We start from the raw sequence: 20,901 nt of genomic DNA on the forward strand, positions 1-20,901 counted from the left end.
ATGTTTTGATTTTAATTACTATCAATATTGTCTATAAGCATTTGTGTTTGTTTATCGTTTAAAGATTGGCGTTTATTAGCATTCTTTTTTGTATTATTGTCAAGATATGTTTTGTTTTTTTGAGTTCAAGTAAATTCATAATTTTGAATCTTACCATTTTTATAATTTTTTTTAAATTTAATATAAGTGTTTGTAATATTGTTTATTTCTTCTATGCTGGATTTAATAGTTTTTTTTTCAAAATCAGCACGACTAAACTTATTATTGTAAACATAGTCATCAGTAGACAAACCAAATAATTCTTTTAAATCTTTTGTTGTTATATATCTTTGATTTGTTTTTTTATTTTCATCAGTTCAACTACATAATCATTTATATAAGGTTAGTGTGTGTTTTGATTTAAAGCCTAAAACATTATTCAAATTAATTTTTGTATAATTCTTTACTAACTCTTCGATAAAAGGCATAAATCAATCATTCAATTTAACTTCAAAAAAAGATTCTTTTGGTTGTCAATAAGAACCATATATTACAACTCCCATTAATTCGCCACCTTTTTCATCTATCAACTCAACAAAAGTTTTATTAATTAAACCTCGAATTAACTTACGATATCTGTTATATCTATTTGTACTTTGTAATTCTAATTTATCAAAAAAATCTAATTTATTTAATTTTATAGTTGTATCATTTTTTTCAAAAGAATTAATTTGTTTAAAAATTAAATGCAATGCCTTTTCTTCTTCGAGTGTAAATTTAGTATGCATTCTTGCGATAATATTGGCATAATAAATATTTAAATTTGTTTTTTTTGAAATTTTATTCATATTTACCACTTCCTTAAAACCTATATTTTAAATAATTATAGCACAGGTAGTGCTTAGAAATATTTCTAAGCACTACCTTATAATCTCTCTAAGCACTACCTTATAATCTCTCTAAGCACTACCTTATAATCTCTCTAAGCACTACCTTATAATCTCTCTAAGCACTACTATAAATGAATATATAATGAATATATATGAATTAATTAATGAAGTAAAGTAGAACAAAACATACGTAACAATATTCTAGAAATCACATAAAAATGTTATAATTATATATAACGATATTAAGTTATCGTTATAATTTTAATAATAATATAAAAAAATATAATTATTAAAATTATAAATAAATTTTATAGGTACAAAAATATGAAATATTTTTTAATTTTGTTAAGTAGTATTACAACTTTAACAATTACAAATAACACATTTGCTATTTTTAATCAAAATACTTATTTTACTAATAATTTACAAACAAATAACAACAATACTTTATTATTTAATAATAAATATGGTTATTTAAGTATTACTGATTGAATTACTAATCAATCAACAGCAGATAATAAATTTTATAGTTATGATAGCAAACATGCAGATTATCAATTAAGTAGCGGTATTAATGCTAAAAATGTTTTTTTTGTTGATAATGATGGTAAATTACAGTATGATTCAAAACTCGTTTTAGAAAAAGATAAAACTGATATTGAAAATACAAAACAAGAAATGATTAGTTACAGAAAAATAACTACGATGAAAAGTGACTCATTAGTTCATTATAGTTTTACTGAATATTCTCAAAATTATTTTATTGGTGATAATAATTGACAATATTTGCAACAAGGTGGTTTTGAAAAACATATTGATATTTCCCAACAAGCAGGTGCTGATAAAGTTGAACATAGCAATAGTTTAAGCGAAACATTAGGTTTGTATTATATTTCTAAATCAATATATGAAAACAAAATTAGTCAAAAAATTGGTAACAATTTATCACAATATTTTATTAATCAAAGTAGTCTAAAAGATAAATTAAATGATAAGTTATTAAATAAAATTATTAATTTAATTGTTAAAAACAATAAAGTCTATGACTTTATAAAAAAATTATCTTTTACTAATGATGATAAAAATTTTTCATTAAACTTTATTTTTGATAATAATAATGATCTAATTGAAATTTATTATATTGAATGAAAAAAAATAACTAACATTCAAAATAATATTAATTATCACTTTTATGATAATTTTAATGGTTTTGTCTCAAGTTGAACTGATGAAAGCAATATTTATTCTATTATTAATTGAACTAAATATGCTAAAACATGGAATAATTTTATTAGACTTTATCCTAATTTTATTTTTAATGATTCAGAATTGTTGATTACTTATATTAATGGTAATAATAAATTATCTAACTTATCTAATTCTACTGTTAATATAAACAATGAAAAAACACCTTTGTTTTTTTTAGAAAATAATTATGATGGTGGTAGTGGTAGTTTTCAAAGAATAAAAATAATATTATATATTTGACATGATAATCAAAATATTTATTGACAATGATATGGTTATAATTATTCATCATTACTATTTATTGGTAGCAGTTATAGTATTAGTCTAAAAAATTTAATTTTTATATCTTAAATATTTCAATGTGATGTTGTTCTATTTTTCAATTATATGCTTTGATTTGTTCATCAACGAATTTTCTCATGCTTTCATTTGGAACTAATCAAAGTATGTGAATGTTTTGTAGTAAATAACTGCGTAAGTTATTTAATTTCAATTTGAATTTGTCTTTTGCTTTTCGCGTTCGTTCAAATTCAATAATCATATCTTTGTTTTCGTAATGAACTAATAAGTCAGGATAACCTTGTTTACTTTTAGTATTTCCTCAAACATCTTTTATCAAATGACCCTCTGTTTTTAATTCTTTTTCAGTTTGATATGAAATGATATCATTTTGCTTAGATAGCCATTTAATAAGTAAATTTTGATGAGCTAGTTCGTTGTAATTAATTTTAATTATCTTATTTCCTTGTCCTAGTTTTTGATTTCCTAGACTTGACAGCATATAATAATTCTTTCTTGTTAACTTATCAATTCGAATTAATTTTTTATTTATTAAAACTCTTAATAAAGTTTTAATAGCTTCAGCATTTTTATTTAATAACAAAGCAATTTCTTCTTTATTTAAATATCCCCAAAGATTGATAATATTAAGGATTTTTATTTGTTCCATTTTATCTCACCTCTTAGTGGCTCTTGTGATAACTTTTTGTAAAAGTTTTCTTTTTGAGGAGCGTTTTTCAAACGCGGACTTTTTCTTTTTCAAAAAGAAAAAGTCTTTTTTCTCTCTCCCACCCTTTAAAGGATTTATCAATCCTTTAAAGGGTGGGAGAAAATCAATATTTTACTAAAAACCCTCGGGGGTTACTTTTGGGTTATTATTGGGTTATTAAAAATCAAAAATATTTTTGATTTTATTTCTCTAATTCAGAATTTTTAATATCAATTTTCTTGATAAATTGATTTGCATTTGTTAGTAATATTTTGCAGTATGCTTGTCCTGTTTTTAAACGTTTTAAATCGTTTGGATGAACAATGTATTCTTCAACTTCTCTTATTGAACCTTTTGAACTTTTCTTATTTTTAGTATCATATTGCTTAGTAATTTTTTCTACTGTTCTGGTTCCAAAAACTTTTGCTATATATTCAGGACTTTCAACATCGCTTACTTTGTGAGCAATTATATTTCCTACATTTCCAAAAATAGTATTTAAAAGTTTTTTCTTATCTGTTGATAAATCATCTGTAACTTGAAAACATAAAAAGCATTGATAGTTAAAACTTCGAGTCTTATTAATTAAATTGATAATGCTGTCGCTTGCAAAAACATTAAATTCATCTAGCACTAAATTAATGTGTTGATTTTGTGGTTTTATAGAAGCAAATTCTTTTAAATCTTGGATAAGCAATTTACCTATATTACTTGCAAGCTCGGGATATGATAATGAATTTAAAGAAAACAAAATAACTTTATGATTTTTAACAATTTTTGTTAAGTCATTTTGTATACCAATGCTTTTTTTTAATTGTTCATTATAAATACTTAATCGATAGTAAAGCCCTTTAATATCATTTAATTTAAAACTTGAAAATAGCTCTAAATTTTCTTGATTATTGATATCAATAATCGTTCCAAGTTTTGATAATGAAAAATAATTAATAATGTTTTCTAATGTTATTTGTATATTATTTTCCATTAATGAATTTATTAAAAGTAGAATATAACGATGTGCGACTGCTTGATAATGCGGTTCACTAAAATCAAATAAGCTCATAATTTTATCTGCTAAAATAACATGAGATTTAGAAGCTAAAGGATTATATTCATTATCACTATTAATTGTTCAAATAAAAGCATTATTATCAATAGCTTTGACTTTGTTTATTAAATCACTGTCACCCTTTCCATCAATTATGATGACTGTTTGGTTTAACTTATATACAAGTTGATTGATTATTGATAATGCTGTTGTTGTTTTCCCTGAACCAGTAGCACCAATTAGTAAAGTGTGTTGATTTAGTTTTGATTTAACTAAACCAACTTTTTTATTTAGATTTATTAAATTTGTAGAACCCAATTTTTTAAATTCTTTAATTTGAGATTTTGCTTCATTTTTGAGTTTTGAATTTTTAGGATTTCATTTTTCAAAATTTATATAAAAATAATAAAATAAACAACCCATAAAAATTAAAAAACTAACACCAAATGAAGTTTCTGTCACCCAGCTTTCAAAAATGCTTGCAAATCAATTTTTGAAATTGACACTTGGATAATAATATCAAGCATATAAGATTGCACCAATGAAAGCTACTGCCATTCATAATGCAAGAAAAATCAAACTTCATATCATTGCAAAAATTCAAATTTTATGAAAAATATTTTCTTGTCACTTGTCTTTTATTCAATTTATCATCATTTTTTCCTCCTTTTTAGGTATATGCCTTTAAAACGCTCATATTTGATGTTTTTAGCGATGTTTTGATTTTGAATAGTAAACAATTAATCATGTCTTAGTTATGCTACTTTTTTCTTTTTTTATCTTGATAATCATTACTACATCACAAATCGAGTTCATCATATAAAAACTGCAAAGATTTTTCTTTAATAAGTTTTTCTTTAAATTGGTTTCACTTGTCTTGTTCATTTTTAAAAATTATTTTTCTATATTTTTTGTTCTTTGGTTTAGTGGGTTTAAAATTTATTTTTTCATCTCAACATTTTTGATGAAACATTTCATAAATTTCAATTTCATTATTTTCATTTGTAATAACACTATTATCATAATCATCATGACAATGTATTTTTAGGATGTTTTGATCATAATCATAAACTCTCTTTTCACATCACGAACAATTATCACCAGTTAATGTACAAAAATTTATTTTATTATTTTGCATTTTATTTACTCCTTGAAATTTTTTGTTTTAGTTTTAATACTTTGTATTCTTTTTTAAACTTTTTAAAATTGTTCTTAAAATTGCTGTTTATCATCAACAATGGTAAAAACGGAAATAAAAATATAAATAATATTAAAATTTCAATTACTTTACTTATTGGATTTAAAAATAATTTTTCAAATAATTTCATATTTAGCTTCTCCTTTCATTTTTTATGTATTTCCTACAATTTCTACTTCATCATCAATCTGTAAAACTTGAATTGGTAATTGCTCTTGTTTTGAAATCTTAAATCAAAATTTACCTTGGGTTGCTTTTGCAATGTAAGTTTTAATAGCTTCACTAAGTCCACCAGATTGTTTATACATATCATTTAAATTATTTAAGTCATTTGGTTGCATGCCACCAACTAAGGTATATTGAACATTGTTGATAATGCCAGTAAATTTCTTTTTGACATTTTCACTGCCAGTAAAATCAGCTATATTTTGTGTTGCGATAATTAATGAACTTTTACATTTTCTAATTCTTTTCATTGTGTGAAATAAAAAGTCTAGTGCAACACTGTTATTTTCATTTGCTAGTAAGTGTGCTTCATCAACAGCAATGATAATTCGTTTTCAATCTTTTTCTTGTTTATTTTCGTTGTATGACTGAGTTGCTGAAAGTTCAATTCCTAGCATTCGTAAAATCATCATCATTTGTAAATTGATTATTTTTTTATTACTATTTTCAAATAATTCTCTTAAATCAAAACAGACTATATTTGCTTTGCTTCATTGAAATTTAGTGTGACCATTTCAATATTTAGCGTATGTACCTTGTGTTAGAGCTGTTAGCTTAGATTTTAAATTATCTAACTTTAAAATATTTGATGATGATTTTTCATCTTTAATTTTTTGACAAATATAATTATATAAATCAGTAAATGTTGGATAATCTGTTGCTTTTAACTTTTCAAAATCAGTACTTGGTAAAATATGGTTTTGAAAATATAATTCTTTAATTAATTCTATTAATAGACTTGTAGTTATGTCATCATCATTTAAATTTGGATATAACATAACAAAAAATGCTTCTAGTAATGATAGTTGGTTATTAAATGTGTCTGCATTATCATGACTATCATCTAATTTATAAATTTCTAGTGGATTTATAATATTACCTTTGGCTCCTGAACCATTAACTACTTGTCCATTTAAATATTTAGTTAAATTACTAAATTCACGTTCAGGATCTAAAATAAAGATTTTTCGATCATTTTGATATGCCTGATTTAAAATAATTTTTTTGGTGGTAAATGATTTACCACTTCCACTTTCTCCTAAAATTAGCAAATTATGATTTATTCTTTGCGAGTTCTTTTTAAACAAATCTCAAATTACTGGTTTTCCGGAATTAGTTTCAGCTAGTAAAAATCCTTTTTCATCTTTAAGTGGCATATCAGGAATTGGAAAACTTGTTGCAAAAGTATCACAAGTCATTTCAATTTCAACTTCTTTTGAAATGAATTTTGTTCAATAATAAATTTCAATAAGAGCTTGTTGTTGTAAAAATAATAAATTATTATATTTTCAACTCATAGTATTTGCTAAATCAATTAATTGTCTTTTAGTATTATTTAATGTTGTTTTATTGCCATAAGCAATAATAAAGATTGAAGTATCTTTTAAAACATCAACATCATCAATAACTGCTTGTTGTTGTTCTAAAAAAGCATTATAGAATTGTTCTAATTCAGTTTTTTGACTTGTAGTTAAAGCATATTGTTCATTTGTTTTGATTTTATTTAAAGCATTATCCAACTGTTTTTTTGCTTTTAATTTATTAATGGGATTTAAATTAATACAAATATTTACATTACTTAAATTAAATAAGTTATTTAATCAAAAATAATTTATTTGTTTTGGCAAATCATTAATAGCTCATACAAAACCATTATTATTTTTGCCTTTAAAATTTGAATAATTAGTTTTTATATTTTGTTCATTAAATGTAAAATCAGTTCAAATATTATTGATTATTTCTTGTGATAACTTTTTGATATTTAAACTACTAAATGAATTATTTGTAATTAATGATTGTAATTGTGACAGTGTTCTTTCTTTGTTATCACTACAAAAAAGAATATAAACAGTTGGTGTAGTTAATAATTTAGTTTCTTGAATTGATTTTAATTGTTCAATTTGCAAATCAATTAAATAATTATTTTCATCATTATTTTTCTTTAATTTTTGATTTTTTAAATTATTAATTTGTTCTTCAAAATCATAATTTTGATTTGTTTTTATAATTTTACATGACATTGTGATTGTTCTTAATAAATCAGCAAAGTCTTCAAGTACTGTTGCTTGTTGATTTTCATTTAACAATGTTAAATTTACTGTTTGTAATTCAACACCACAAATAAAAAGATTATCTTTTAAGTATTTAAAAAGAACAATGTTTTTGTCATTTAATAATTCAAAATTAGGATTTAAATTTACAGAAGAACTTTTACCAATCATTGTTAAATATTTAATTCCTCGCACAATTAATTCATAAGTTCTTGTTTCATTTTTTACCTTTTGAATACTAATAAAACCAAGTGCCATTACTATTAAACTTAAAGAAAATTTTAAATAAACATTAACTGATAATAAAAATGCTATTGAAATAGATATACTTATAAAAATTAATAATACTAATAAATCAGTAAAGTTTATACCTCGAAAAATTTGATAATGAATTTTTTTAGTACTTTTTGGTAAATTTACTTTTTCCATTTTTACTCTCCTTTATTATCTTTTTTTTGTACCAATTAACAAATTAGATTTTGTTTTTCTCATAGGTTTTTTACCTAAATTTTTGGTATCAAATCAATCACTTTTTGTTTTTTCAATATTATTTTTAGATTGATTGTCATATCAATTTGGTTGACCATTTTCAAAATATTTATCAACATTTTTCTTTTCTAATTCACTACGTGGTTTATTTTTATATCGTGGTGTTGTACCATGAATTACATTTTTATTTGTTGCACTACCAATAATTGAACTATCAATTTCTTCTTTTTTTAAAGGTTTGTTTTTTAATTGTGTCTTCAATTTTTTATTTAAATTATGTGATTCATGTTTTGATGTACCTTTTGCATATTGTTGTGAACTTTTTGTTTTAACAATACTTGCTAGTTTTTTAGTTGGATTTACAATTGCATGTTTACCTGCTCTTTTTAAACTACCCTTTGCTCCAAATGTTTTATATGTAGCTAGAGAACCACCAATAAATCCAGCAGTAGCTAAGACTGAACCAACAGTTGCTTTGGTAGTAAACTTTGCAAAATTTGCAATTCCACCACTTTGTAATCTATTTAAAACCCCATTACTTTCTCCATCTTGGTTTTTACTTAACATTTTTCTTTTTCCAATAAGTAGACTTTTACCAAGACCAAACATACCAATGGTTCCTGCTTTTAAACCACTACTTGCACCTTTCATTGTTGTTAACATACGCATTCCCTCCATAATGCCAACTGTTTGTCCAACCATGGAAGCAAATAACATTTGAGAATTATATGTTGCAACAGCTCCACCAGTAATAAATAACAATTTAAATGTTGACTGACCTATTCAACTATCACTTACATCATTTCCAGCGTTTAACATTAAAGGTTCTAAGTTTATAAACAAAGTTAAACTTAAAACAATTCCAAGTGAAGAAATAAATCTACCAATTACTAAATCCTTTCATAGATTTATTTTTTGTCATTTAACCCCACTTGTAGCAGTTGAAAAAATAATTGGTGCAGTTATATACAATAAAAACAAATCAAAAATTCTTTGAATTAAACTTAAACCTAAATAGAAAAATATAACCATACAAAAGAAACTACCAAGTGTACCTAAAAACAAATTGTAGTTTTCCATATCGGGATATCCTACATCATAATGTCAGTTTTGATGATTTAATCCATCAGTAAATCCTAATGTACCAACCATATTAGCTAATTTCTCACCATGAACAAACTCAGGCATAATAATGTGAATTATTGAAATAACTGTAAAATTAATTACTCAAAAAAACAATGGAATTAAAAGTAATAACAAAATAACAATTATAGTACGGTTGGCAATACCAGCAATTTCACTACGTATATTTTGATGAACCATAGCATGCAATATGACTCCCCCAGCAAACAACACAATCAACATAATTGCTATTACTTATTTATCTGGTCAAAAAATTGTTGATAAAATTTTTGGAACAAATGGTCACTTTTTAAATATGCCTCCACAATTTTTTGACCAGATAAATAAGTAATAGCATCACCTAAACCATGAACAATGTATAAAGGCCCTTTCACAAAAATGTTATAAAGTATTTGAAAAAAAGCTGTTTTAATTCCTAAAAAATCACTCATTATCATCATTATTTAATACCTGCTTTGCTTTGTAATTTACTCTTTAAATAAACAATTTCTCTTTGACTATGAATGTTGCATAAGTACATATCAAAAATGACTTTTTCGTGTTTTGTTTTTATTACAATGCTTGGCTTTTTATGACAATAATTACATTTCATTATAGTAAACCTAGCATTCTTGCAAAAATAATATGAGCAATACCCGAAGACATTAAAATCATTGAACATCCTAAAACACTTCAAACCATATGTCTTAAATATTCTCCTTTGTTTTCAGGGTCGCTATGAATTTTAAAAGCATACTTGATAGTACTAAATGCTAAACCACAACCACCAATTGCATATAAAATTGGTAACAACACTTCCATTAAATTGTTTAATAATTGTTGGGTTTGTGGGTCAACACTTGATAATAAATTAAATACAGATAAAAACATGTTTATATTTTCCTTTCACTTTTTGTTTGTGATAATATATATTTGATAAGGTATGTATGTTATATATAACCCCCCTTACGGTGTAGTGATTTAAAATATAGATAAAACAGGGGTTGTTGGTTAAGTGCTTCCTTTTGCTTTTACAAATCAATCTCAATTAAATTCACTTAACAATTCTATTTACATCTTAAATGCACACTTTTATCCTGATATAGAAGTATTTACATTTCGTACTCACCATTTGACTTCTACGACAGTGTATTCAGTTTTATAAACTTCAAAAGAAAAAAAACGACATCTAGGTTCAAAATACTAGAATGTCGTTTGCAAAAAATTATAAGAAAATATATAATTAAGATGCAGGTTGAACAGTTACATATGATGAACCTGTCGGCAATAGGGTATTAGTAGTACTGCTATTGCTTTTTATATTTTTAATGTTATGAAGTTGACTTTATTATATACCTTTCTAATTTAAAAGTAAAATTATAACGCTTATTTTATATCATCTATAAATTCTATTAAAGAATAGTATAATTTTTTAGCAATAATTTTTTTTGATAAATCGTTACTTTTATTTCATTCTGTTATTAAATTTTGATTTAAATCTAACATTTTAGGTGATGACTTCGATAAAGTATTACGATATAAATTTACCTTTTGAATAAATTGCAAATAATCATCTATTAAATTTTTAGACAAATTATTTATTAATAATTTTTGTTTCAATATTTTGCTATAACTAATATAATCTAAATTTTTATTTTCTCAAGATAAAAATTTAATGATATATTCATGCATTAATTTTTGTAAATTAAAAAAATAATTACTTCAATCTTGTTCATCTAAAAAAGAACGTATTTTCTCTAATTTTTTTCTTAATTCAATATCACAATTCATTTCTGATACATCAGTAATTATTTTTTTAGGATTTTTATCAAATCAAAAAAATAAATCATCTAATAATGTTTTATTTAACTTTTTTTGTTTACAATAGGGAAATTCATCTCTAATTTTTTTATGATATTCAAAAACATCTTTACTGGATAAAATAATCTCTATTCACTTTTTACCATTTAAAAATTCATTTTTACTATAAAAAATATCATCATAATTTGAAGTTATGATATATTTTTTATTTTCTTTAAATTGATTTTTGATTATTGAATAAGAATTTAAATCATATTTATTAAAATTTGGATATTTATTGTTTTTAGGATTCAAATGAACAAAATTATCAATATATATACCTAATTTTAATCCGTTCATTACTAATTTTCCTTTTTCATATTTTTTTTCATAGATAATTTATTTTCTTTCTTTTTATCATTATCAAATTTTCTTCCTCTTCAATAACCATTATATTTAGGATTTGTACGTGAACGAATTATTCATGCAACAGCAGCTACTACAAGTAACAATGGAATAGCAATACCAAATCCCATAGCTAATTGTCAACCACGAAATTTAATGTTTGCTTGACTTTGTAATCAGTCATGATAACTTTGACCATCTGCAAAATTATTTATTTCATTTTTTGTTTGAGGTTTAGATTTGCCGTTTAAAATTTCATCAATACTATATCCATGTAAATTCAATCCACTTTCAGCGTTTTTAATTGCTTGTTGATATGTTGTGTTTATTTGTGACATATTGGTATTTACTCAATCAATAGTCTCACTTTTTAATTTTTCTAATTTAATATATTGTTGATAATCATTACTTGTACCTTTTAATAATTTATTGTCTTCTCAAACAACACTTTTTAAATAATTTTTAATATTGTCGTTATTTAAAAATTGACTTACTTGTGCTTTGATTTTATTTTCTTGCTCATCAGTTGCAAAACCACGTGAAGCTATGTTTGCAATATTTTTTATTCATGTATCTTTGTTTTGATTTATAAATGTTTGATAGTTATTAATTCAATTTTTATAACTATTTAACGTTGATTGATTTACAACATTACTTGTATCAACATTTAAATTTTTAGGTAATGTATTCAATACATTATTTAAAATTTCCTTAGCTTTATCAGTTATTGTTTTTACTAATAAATCTTTATCAAAACCATCATCAAATTTTGGTTCATTTGCAATATCATATGTCAAAGGTTTTAAAAATGATATATAAGAAATAATTTGATTTTTAATTTCACTATCAAAACCCTTACCATTGGTTTTGATAGTTTCATTAAATTTATTTTTTACAAAATTGTCATATTGCTGTAATCAACCCAATGCTTTTGATTTTTGACTAGGGTCTGTTAAATTGACAGTTACATTAAGTTTTGTTTTAAGTTTATCTAATTCACTATCATCAAAAGTACCTTTTAATTTTCAATTGCTTTCGCCAAGTTCTAAGTAACTATCATAAGTATTACCTACTGTATCGACTAAATGTAAATGATATGTTCCATCATTTTGAATTGATAAAAATTTCAAAAATTTTTGATGTGTTGCAGTTTCTGCAAAATCATTTGAATTATCAACTGTTCCTTGTACAAAATAACTATTTTTATAATCAATTAAAGTATCTTTAAAATCAATATTTATGCTTGCATCATGATTTCCAGTTCCATCTTTGCTTTTTGTTTGGATAATCTCTGCATTATTGGTATTACCAGCGTTAGAAACTAAACCAGTATATAATTGTGTATCATCAATTTTTGTTTGATAATCAATTTTATTTTTATCAATTGAAGTTTTAACTCATAATTTATATGTCACTTGTCCAGTATTAAAATCTCCGCCAAAAGCACTTGCAAGTGCTTTATCTTTTAAAGTTAAAATTAAATTATGTTCACCAACAGGAATATCTAGGTTTGTAGTAGGAACTGTAATTGATTTTCCATCTAATGTTGCACTTGCAACTAGGTTCTCTTTAATATCCATTTTTTGTACAGAATTGTAAACTATGCCTTGGTACAATGGTCATGATTTATCAAAAGTATCAGGTTTAGTTATTTTTAATAACAAATTTATTGGATTGATTGTATATAAACCTTTGTTTTCTGTTCCAATATAAATAACCCCATTTGGTGCAATTAAAACAGAATTAATAACATCATCATCGGGTACTTCATTTACTTTTGTAAATTCATCTGTTCCATTAGATTTATATAATCCTTTTTCAGTTCCTGCATAAATATTGTTATAATTATCAGCTGCTAAACTAGTAATTACACCAGTAGTTCCTGAAATTTCTGAAAAATTTATTCCATCAATTGATTTATAAACAAATCCTTGTTTAGTATTATAAACTTTTGTTCCTGCATAAACATTATTTGAACTATCAGTTATTAACTTTTGAACTGCACCAACAGTTTTAAATATTTCATGAAATTCATCTGTTCCATTAGATTTATAAATAATTCCTTCGCTTCCACTAGGATTTGTTGTTCCTGCATAAACATTATTTGAACTATCAGTTATTAACTTTTGAACTGCACCAACAGTTTTAAATATTTCATGAAATTCATCTGTTCCATTAGATTTATAAATAATTCCTTCGCTTCCACTATGATTTGTTGTTCCTGCATAAACATTATTTGAACTATCAGTTATTAACTTTTGAACTGCACCAACAGTTTTAAATATTTCATGAAATTCATCTGTTCCATTAGATTTATAAATAATTCCTTCGCTTCCACTATGATTTGTTGTTCCTGCATAAACATTATTTGAACTATCAGTTATTAACTTTTGAACTGCACCAACAGTTTTAAATATTTCATGAAATTCATCTGTTCCATTAGATTTATAAATAATTCCTTCGCTTCCACTAGGATTTGTTGTTCCTGCATAAACATTATTTGAACTATCAGTTATTAAACTTTGAATTTGACCAGTAGTTCCTGAAATTTCTGAAAAATTTATTCCATCAATTGATTTATAAACAGTCTTTTTGCTTCCACTATAATTAGAACTACCAACATAAACAACACCAGTTTCATCAGCAGCAATTGAACCTATAAAATCATCTTTTCCTAATCCACTTTTTAATTGTTCAAATGTAATTCCATCAGTACTTTTATATAATCCTTTCCCCAATGATCCAACTCAAATAGTTCCATTTGGAGCAATTGCAATAGAAGTTATATATATATATTACTAGGAATTCCATTTATTACTTGTTCTAAATTTATTCCATCAGTACTTTTTCATAAACCTTCACTTTTTGTTCCAACATAAATACAATTGTTTGGTAAAGAAATAATTATTGATGATTTGATTTTTTCTTTTATCATCAAAGTAATAAATGGATTTGTATTATTTTGATTTTTGATACTGATGTCTCTATTTAATTGATTTGATTTAAAACCATGATTTATAACATTATTTGCAAATACTTGTTTTAAATTACTTGCACTTGTACCTACTAATGTACTAAGAGTTATTGTAGTTAGTAATTTTTTCATATTATTTATTCTCCTTTAACCTTTAATTTACATCTTTGGTAAATTTGTTTTACTTCCGTTTGCTAAAGGTTTTGAATTTTTTAAATCAATTGAATTTATCTCATTTTTAAAATATTCTAAAACATCCATAGCTTCATCAATTGATGTCTCTAAAATTTCTGATTTACCTGCATTATTAATGGAATTTAAAATTTCTTTAATACAATTTTTTAGTACTTTTTTATCCATAATCAAATTTCAATCAGTTGATAAAATTATATTTTCTTGTACTAAAAAAGTACTAATAAGACTTAAAATATTTTCTAATATTTCATTTATATTTTGAATTGAACTTTCAAATTTTAAAAAATAATTAATTTTTAATTGACAATTAATTATACAATTTCTAGTTAATTTTAGTTTTTTCATTTTATTTTCTTTTAAAAAACAAGATGTTTGAGTAGTATTATTTAATTTTGTAAATACGTAATTAGAATTGATTACATAATTATTCATTTCAAAAGCTTCTCTTAAAAAATCAAAAATTTTAGTTATATCTTTATTAAAATCATTTTCTTTAGTTTGATCAATATTTATCAAATTATCTTAAATATTTATATATTAATTATACCATATTTTCTATATTAAATATTTATTTTTATTTAATTTTATTTACTTGTTTTTTGAAATTAATTCTTTATATATTTTTGATACTTCACGACGAACTAATTGAGACAAATTAACTTTGTAATTGTTTTCTTTGAGTTCATTTAACATATTTTGAGTTTTCTGGTCAATTGAAATTGTTTTAACAACTTTTTTATTCAGTTCTATACTATAAATATCTTTATTAGTATCTTGTTCTTTTGGGCTAGTCTTTTCTTGTTTAGTAAAACCTTTATCAACAGAATCAATATTTTTTTGTATGCTTTCAAATAAAGAACTCTTTTTTGGTTCGCTCATTTATAACACTCCTTTTTCAATTAGTTCATTTGTTAAAAACCCAATTGGGTTTTTATCTGTTATAGAAATAAATTTCATTAACATGGTTTCTTTTTGTTTTGTTGTAGATAAAGGAATTTTAGTTTTTAAAACCATTGTTCCAATCTCGCTATTATTAATAGCTTGAATTACAGCTTCATGAGTTTTATTTTTTTGAACTTTATTAAAAATAAAATAATTCATATTATTTGTTATTTTTAACCCCAATTGATTTAGTGTTTTAATGGCATTATCATAAGGTTCTTTTATTGTTTTATACCCCTCATAACTAAACTTATGTGGTTCAATTGGAATTATTATTTCATCACTAGCCAATAAAACATTTAATAAAATTTTATTCATTGACGGAAATGAATCAAAAAATATATAATCAATATCTTTTTTTAAAATTTCATCCATTTTAATTAAGTTATTTTTTAGAATCAACTCTCCCATGCTCATAGCGGTAACATAAGTATTTGTTTCTAAAACTAAATTATTATATGCAGGAACAATTAAAACATTTTTTAAAATAGTTTTTTCAATTGAATTTAATAATTCTTTTTCATCAGAGTTTTTAAATCATAATTCGATATTTTTTTTACTAGTATAATTTGATAATAATGCTCTGCTTAAATTTGCTTGTGGGTCTATATCAAATACAAGAATTTTTTTATTTAATTGTGACAAAACATTAATTAGATTCAAAGTTAGTGTTGTTTTACCAACGCCACCTTTTGAATTTGCAAAAGTAATTTTTTTCATCAGTATTCCTTTCTGTAAATATTTACATTTATAAATATTTATTGATATTTATTTATAAATATTATTATACATATAAATAAATAAAATAAGATATGATATCTTTTTAAAGATGTTTTGATTTTAATTACCATCAATATTGTCTAGAATTATTTGTTTTGTCTTTTTGAGTTCAAGTAAATTCATAATTTTGAACTTTACCATTTTTATAATTTTTTATTAATTTAATAATTAAATCTGTTTTTTCGTTGATTTCAGAAAGTGATAAATTAATTGTTTTTCTTTCAAAATCAGCACGATTAAATTTACCTTTGTATACATAATCATCAATAGACAAACCAAGTAATTCTTTTAAGTCTTTTGTTGTTATATATCTTTGATTTATTTTTTTATTTTCATCAGTTCAACTACACAAGAATTTATATAATGTTAAACTATGTTTTGATTTTAGTTTTAAAATACTATCTAATTGTAATTTGGTATATTCTCTAACTAATTGTTCTAAATAAGGCATAAAGTTTGGATTTAAAGATATTTCAAAATATGCTTCTTTTGGTTTTCAATAAGAATCAAATATCACTACACCAATTCTTACCCCTCCTTTTTCATCTGTTATTTCAAATAAACTTTTATTAATTAAACTATGAACGAGCTTACGATATCTTGGATATCTATTTTTACTTTCTAATTCTAATTTATTAAAAAAATCTAATTTATTTAATTTAAATGTTATTGGGTTTTTACCATAAGGATTAATTTGACTAAAAATCAAATGTAAAACTTTTTGTTCTTCTAATGTAAATTTACAATATTTTCTTGCTAACTCATTTGCATAATATACAGTTAAATCATCATAATTATTTTTTAAATCATTTCCCATAAATAACCTCCAAATATTTTGTTAATACAATTATATAATAATTATTTTATAAAGTATGCTTTATAAAATAATTTAGCCATACCTAGGGTTCCCTCCACGCCATACTATAAAAGAAGTATAATAAATTATAATGAATTAATTAATGAAGTAGAAATATATAAATTTATTTTCATAATTAACTGTCATTAAATATTTCAATATGGTGTTGTTCTAATTTTCAGTTGTATGCTTTGATTTGTTCATCAATAAATTTTTTCATACTTTCATTTGGAACAAGTCATTTGATGTGAATATTTTGTAATAAATAACTCCGTAAATTATTTAACTTTAATTTGAACTTATCTTTTGATTTGCGTGTTCGTTCAAATTCAATAATCATATCTTTGTTTTCATAATGAACTAATAAGTCAGGATATCCTTGTTTGCTTTTAGTATTTCCTCAAACATCTTTTATCAAATGACCCTCTGTTTTTAATTCTTTTTCAGTTTGATATGAAAGTATGTTAGTTTGTTGACAAAGTCATTTGATGAGTAAATCTTGATGAACTAACTCGTTGTAATTAATTTTAGTTATTTTATTACCTTGTCCTAATTTGTTGTTACCTAGACTTGACAGCATATAATAATTCTTTCTTGTTAATTTATCAATTCGAATTATTTTTTTCTTTATTAAAAACTCTTAATAAAGTTTTAATAGCTTCAATATTTTTATTTAATAACAAAGCAATTTCTTCTTTGTTTAAATATCCTCATCGATTTATAATTTCTAGAATTTTTATTTGTTCCATTTTGTTTCAACTCCTTAGTGGCTCTTGTGATAACTTTTTGCAAAAGTTTTCTTTTTGGGAGCGTTTTTCAAACGCGGACTTTTTCTTTTTAAAAAGAAAAAGTCTTTTTTCTCTCTCCCACCCGTAACATCTGACCACTCTCTTTCNTTTGTTCCATTTTGTTTCAACTCCTTAGTGGCTCTTGTGATAACTTTTTGCAAAAGTTTTCTTTTTGGGAGCGTTTTTCAAACGCGGACTTTTTCTTTTTAAAAAGAAAAAGTCTTTTTTCTCTCTCCCCCCCGTAACATCTGACCACTCTCTTTCATAAGGTTACGTTGGGAGAGAGTGGTCAGATGTTTTAAAGGTTGATAAATCCTTTAAAGGGTGGGAAAAAATCAATATTTTACTAAACACCCTTGGGGGTTAATTTTGGGTTATTATTGGGTTATTAAAAATCAAAAATATTTTTGATTTTATTTCTCTAATTCATAACTTTTAATATCAATTTTCTTTATATATTGATTTGAATTTGTTAGTAATATTTTGCAGTATGATTGTCCTGTTTTTAAACGTTTTAAATCGTTTGGATGAACAATGTATTATATTTGTTTGTTTATTAATTTCTAAAAAAGTTAAAACATCAAAATTTAAAAACTTACCTTGATTATTTTATCGGGTATCATCTTATCTTTTTCAATATTAACTAATTGAGTTTTAAACATAAAAATTGCCAATCCTTTCTATAAATTTTAATAAAAAAATAATAAAAGAATTGGAAACAATTAAGTAATTAAATTACAAATAAAATTAATCTAATAAAAAAGTTTCTAATATTAATATTTAACTATCCCGCGAAAGGAATTGTTACCAATTCAAATAAGTTAAATATCATTTAAAAACTAATCTAAAACAATATAAACTTATGTATTAATACTAACAAATTTTTAAAAAATAACAATAATAATAATCAAAATAAAAAAGTAAGTACTATTATTCCTTTCGCGAAAAACAATAATACTTACTATAAATAAAGTATAACAAAAATATAATAAAATACAAATATAGTATATATTAATTGAATAAATTTAAAATTAATGAAAAAAATCAAGTATTTATTTATATTTATGTTTGTTTAAATATTCCCATATTATCATTTTTATCTCATGAGCCAATAGTATTAGTTACAATTATTAAACCAGTGTCTGGATAATTATGTAAAAAATCATTATAAAATTTAATTATTTCCTCAAAGTTATTAATAATTACATTTACAAATGTAAAAATATCATTTTCAGTTAGGTGGTGGTGGTTAGCCCTAAATACTGGACCACTTTTGGATAGACAGTTTTAAATTTTTATTTGTGAAATTGGTGGTTTTAGAAATTTAGAATGTATTCTTTCGTAATTATAAAACATAATATATTGGTTTACATCATTTATAGCTTCATTGAGAGAAAAATATTGATTTGAACCTTTAGGTAGTCATTCTTGAGATAAATGAGAAAATCAGTTTTCAGATATTACATTGCCACCAATATCATAAGGTTGTTTTTTGCTTAAAATTATTTGCTTATCAGCAGCTCAATTTGTGATGTCTTGACAATAAAATTCGTTGGCGTTATCTGAGTGTAAAATAACGTTTTTTACTTGGTTTCAAGAGAATTGTTGATTTATTTTTTCAAGTGCAGGAAGAATTAAATCTTGATAGGATTTGTTTGAACATGTATTATAGCTTACAATATTATTTGAATAAAAATCAATAATTACAAAAAGATATAATCAACCTTCTTTAGTATTTATTTGTTTAGTGTCCATTGATCAAATTTGATTTGAAGAGGTTGTACTTTTATAATCTTTGTTTACTTTATCCATTGTAGGTATTCACTTATTTGGATTTTTTTTGTTTTTAGGATAGTTATTTTTAGTTTGTTTTAATCCTTGAAGATTGTGATCTTTCATAATTTTTCGCATTTGTTTTGTTGATAATTCTAGATTTAAAATAATATGTTTGTATTGTTTTAATCATTCTTTAAATGCTGAAAAAATTCGTAAATAGCCATAAATTTGTCCTTTTCTTGTAAAATGAAATTCAAGTAAAAGTTGGCATAATTCTTGATATTTATGTGTACAATTACTAATTTGATTTTTTTCTTTTTTAATAGGGTTTTGTTTGTTTTTTACAAAATAATATGTTGATCGGTTTAGTTGAAGATGTTGGCAAAGATATCTAATTGAATATTGGTTTTTGCTATCATCAATAATTTGAATTTTTTGTTTGATATTTAACTTGTTAATTACTAATGCTATTTGTTTAATTTTATCCATTATTAAAAATCCTTTCATGTCAAAATTAGTGTTAATTGTATAACACAATTGTTTTTCGAATACATTCAAGTTTTTTTTAAATTAATGGTCTAGTAAAAAGGGCTAAGTAGCATCTCAGAATTCAACATTTTTTCTACCAATCGTTTAGTTAATTCTTTATATAAGCCTCCCTCTTTAAAAACTGTTGTTAAATCCTCAGTATTTTCTAATAATAAATCTACTGCTTTTGATATTTGATCATTGTTATTAAGATTATCTTTTTTAGCCATCTGTAACTCACTCTTTCTAGATATATAAATTATATTTACTAGAATTAATTAAACATAGTTATTTTTGTAAGTCACACAGATTACTAAACATTCCCTAGTTTTATTTTTTTACCTCAAATTATAAAAATAATAAAAACAAAAAGAGTACGTGATTTATCATTTTTCATGTTATTAATTCAATTTTTATCTTGTTTTTTATGAATAACTTATGGAATATTCATAAAAAATTGAGAAGTTGTAAGTTTAGATTCAATAATCTTAATATCTACAATTATTATTTTAGGGTTTAAATTAAATATTCATTACAAAGAACCATAAAAATAGACCACCATAGTTATGGTGGTCTATTTACATTAAAAACTTTTCTTTTTAACAAAACGTTCTTTTTT

Annotated in this window: 22 protein-coding genes and 1 pseudogene; 2 read left to right on the plus strand and 21 right to left on the minus strand. The window is 23.4% G+C overall.

Translation table 4 applies throughout. From position 1 onward, the window contains the following. Positions 1-11 precede the first annotated feature (11 nt). Complete coding sequence (locus SPIRDC1_RS00270; protein WP_174479948.1) at positions 12-827, minus strand: replication initiation protein; 816 nt, start codon at positions 825-827, stop codon at positions 12-14. Between the two features lie 366 nt (positions 828-1,193). Between SPIRDC1_RS00270 and SPIRDC1_RS00275 the strand changes: the two genes are divergently transcribed. After that, complete coding sequence (locus SPIRDC1_RS00275; RefSeq protein ID WP_174479949.1) at positions 1,194-2,468, plus strand: hypothetical protein; 1,275 nt, start codon at positions 1,194-1,196, stop codon at positions 2,466-2,468. Here the strand turns inward: SPIRDC1_RS00275 and SPIRDC1_RS00280 are convergent. From SPIRDC1_RS00280 to SPIRDC1_RS00375, 20 genes and pseudogenes are all read right to left on the minus strand, one after another. Beyond that, complete coding sequence (locus tag SPIRDC1_RS00280) at positions 2,458-3,066, minus strand: hypothetical protein (protein ID WP_174479950.1); 609 nt, start codon at positions 3,064-3,066, stop codon at positions 2,458-2,460. The genes SPIRDC1_RS00275 and SPIRDC1_RS00280 overlap by 11 nt on opposite strands. A gap of 241 nt (positions 3,067-3,307) precedes the next feature. Beyond that, on the minus strand, positions 3,308-4,807 hold the full coding sequence (locus SPIRDC1_RS00285; protein WP_174479951.1) for a type IV secretory system conjugative DNA transfer family protein: 1,500 nt from the start codon (positions 4,805-4,807) through the stop codon (positions 3,308-3,310). Between the two features lie 106 nt (positions 4,808-4,913). Then, complete coding sequence (locus tag SPIRDC1_RS00290; protein WP_174479952.1) at positions 4,914-5,291, minus strand: hypothetical protein; 378 nt, start codon at positions 5,289-5,291, stop codon at positions 4,914-4,916. A gap of 1 nt (position 5,292) precedes the next feature. Continuing rightward, complete coding sequence (locus SPIRDC1_RS00295) at positions 5,293-5,481, minus strand: hypothetical protein (RefSeq protein ID WP_174479953.1); 189 nt, start codon at positions 5,479-5,481, stop codon at positions 5,293-5,295. Between the two features lie 22 nt (positions 5,482-5,503). Then, a complete protein-coding gene (locus SPIRDC1_RS00300) occupies positions 5,504-8,056 on the minus strand; it encodes an Mbov_0397 family ICE element conjugal transfer ATPase (RefSeq protein ID WP_174479954.1) in 2,553 nt (850 codons plus the stop codon). Positions 8,057-8,071: 15 nt separating this feature from the next. Continuing rightward, entirely contained in the window at positions 8,072-9,439 is a 1,368-nt protein-coding gene (locus SPIRDC1_RS00305) for an Mbov_0396 family ICE element transmembrane protein (RefSeq protein WP_174479955.1), read from the minus strand. A 50-nt stretch (positions 9,440-9,489) separates the two neighbouring features. Beyond that, complete coding sequence (locus SPIRDC1_RS00310) at positions 9,490-9,633, minus strand: hypothetical protein (protein WP_174479956.1); 144 nt, start codon at positions 9,631-9,633, stop codon at positions 9,490-9,492. 65 nt (positions 9,634-9,698) lie between these two features. Next, positions 9,699-9,851: a hypothetical protein gene (locus SPIRDC1_RS00315; RefSeq protein ID WP_174479957.1), complete on the minus strand. Its 153-nt coding sequence runs from the start codon at positions 9,849-9,851 to the stop codon at positions 9,699-9,701. Beyond that, positions 9,851-10,129 (minus strand): hypothetical protein, encoded by a 279-nt coding sequence (locus SPIRDC1_RS00320; RefSeq protein WP_174479958.1) that lies wholly within the window; start codon positions 10,127-10,129, stop codon positions 9,851-9,853. Before SPIRDC1_RS00320 ends, SPIRDC1_RS00315 begins: the two co-directional genes overlap by 1 nt. Positions 10,130-10,624: 495 nt before the next feature. Further along, complete coding sequence (locus tag SPIRDC1_RS00325) at positions 10,625-11,398, minus strand: hypothetical protein (RefSeq protein ID WP_174479959.1); 774 nt, start codon at positions 11,396-11,398, stop codon at positions 10,625-10,627. 2 nt (positions 11,399-11,400) lie between these two features. Then, complete coding sequence (locus SPIRDC1_RS00330; RefSeq protein WP_174479960.1) at positions 11,401-14,181, minus strand: ligand-binding sensor domain-containing protein; 2,781 nt, start codon at positions 14,179-14,181, stop codon at positions 11,401-11,403. 44 nt (positions 14,182-14,225) lie between these two features. Beyond that, the gene (locus SPIRDC1_RS00335) at positions 14,226-14,549 is read right to left on the minus strand and encodes a hypothetical protein (RefSeq protein ID WP_174479961.1); all 324 of its coding nucleotides are present in this window, start codon (positions 14,547-14,549) and stop codon (positions 14,226-14,228) included. A 27-nt stretch (positions 14,550-14,576) separates the two neighbouring features. Next, a complete protein-coding gene (locus SPIRDC1_RS00340) occupies positions 14,577-15,128 on the minus strand; it encodes a hypothetical protein (RefSeq protein WP_174479962.1) in 552 nt (183 codons plus the stop codon). A 72-nt stretch (positions 15,129-15,200) separates the two neighbouring features. Continuing rightward, positions 15,201-15,491 carry a hypothetical protein gene (locus tag SPIRDC1_RS00345; protein ID WP_174479963.1) on the minus strand — a complete coding sequence of 97 codons (291 nt, stop codon included), beginning with the start codon at positions 15,489-15,491 and terminating at the stop codon, positions 15,201-15,203. Beyond that, positions 15,492-16,274, minus strand: coding sequence for a ParA family protein (locus tag SPIRDC1_RS00350; protein WP_174479964.1), 783 nt, complete (start codon positions 16,272-16,274; stop codon positions 15,492-15,494). A 124-nt stretch (positions 16,275-16,398) separates the two neighbouring features. Then, on the minus strand, positions 16,399-17,151 hold the full coding sequence (locus SPIRDC1_RS00355; RefSeq protein WP_174479965.1) for a replication initiation protein: 753 nt from the start codon (positions 17,149-17,151) through the stop codon (positions 16,399-16,401). A gap of 175 nt (positions 17,152-17,326) precedes the next feature. Continuing rightward, entirely contained in the window at positions 17,327-17,770 is a 444-nt protein-coding gene (locus SPIRDC1_RS00360) for a competence protein CoiA family protein (RefSeq protein ID WP_174479966.1), read from the minus strand. Between the two features lie 22 nt (positions 17,771-17,792). Continuing rightward, positions 17,793-17,939, minus strand: a complete 147-nt coding sequence (locus SPIRDC1_RS00365) for a hypothetical protein (protein ID WP_174479967.1) — start codon at positions 17,937-17,939, stop codon at positions 17,793-17,795. Between the two features lie 1,326 nt (positions 17,940-19,265). Further along, positions 19,266-20,261: an IS3 family transposase gene (locus SPIRDC1_RS00370; RefSeq protein WP_174479968.1), complete on the minus strand. Its 996-nt coding sequence runs from the start codon at positions 20,259-20,261 to the stop codon at positions 19,266-19,268. A 92-nt stretch (positions 20,262-20,353) separates the two neighbouring features. Continuing rightward, positions 20,354-20,512 (minus strand): annotated as a pseudogene (locus SPIRDC1_RS00375) (IS256 family transposase); the annotation flags it as partial. A 108-nt stretch (positions 20,513-20,620) separates the two neighbouring features. Between SPIRDC1_RS00375 and SPIRDC1_RS10430 the strand changes: the two are divergent. Next, positions 20,621-20,830, plus strand: coding sequence for a SemiSWEET family sugar transporter (locus SPIRDC1_RS10430; protein WP_368668545.1), 210 nt, complete (start codon positions 20,621-20,623; stop codon positions 20,828-20,830). Positions 20,831-20,901 lie beyond the last annotated feature (71 nt).

This window comes from Spiroplasma endosymbiont of Danaus chrysippus (assembly GCF_902809815.1).
Classification (GTDB): domain Bacteria; phylum Bacillota_I; class Bacilli_A; order Mycoplasmatales; family VBWQ01; genus Spiroplasma_E.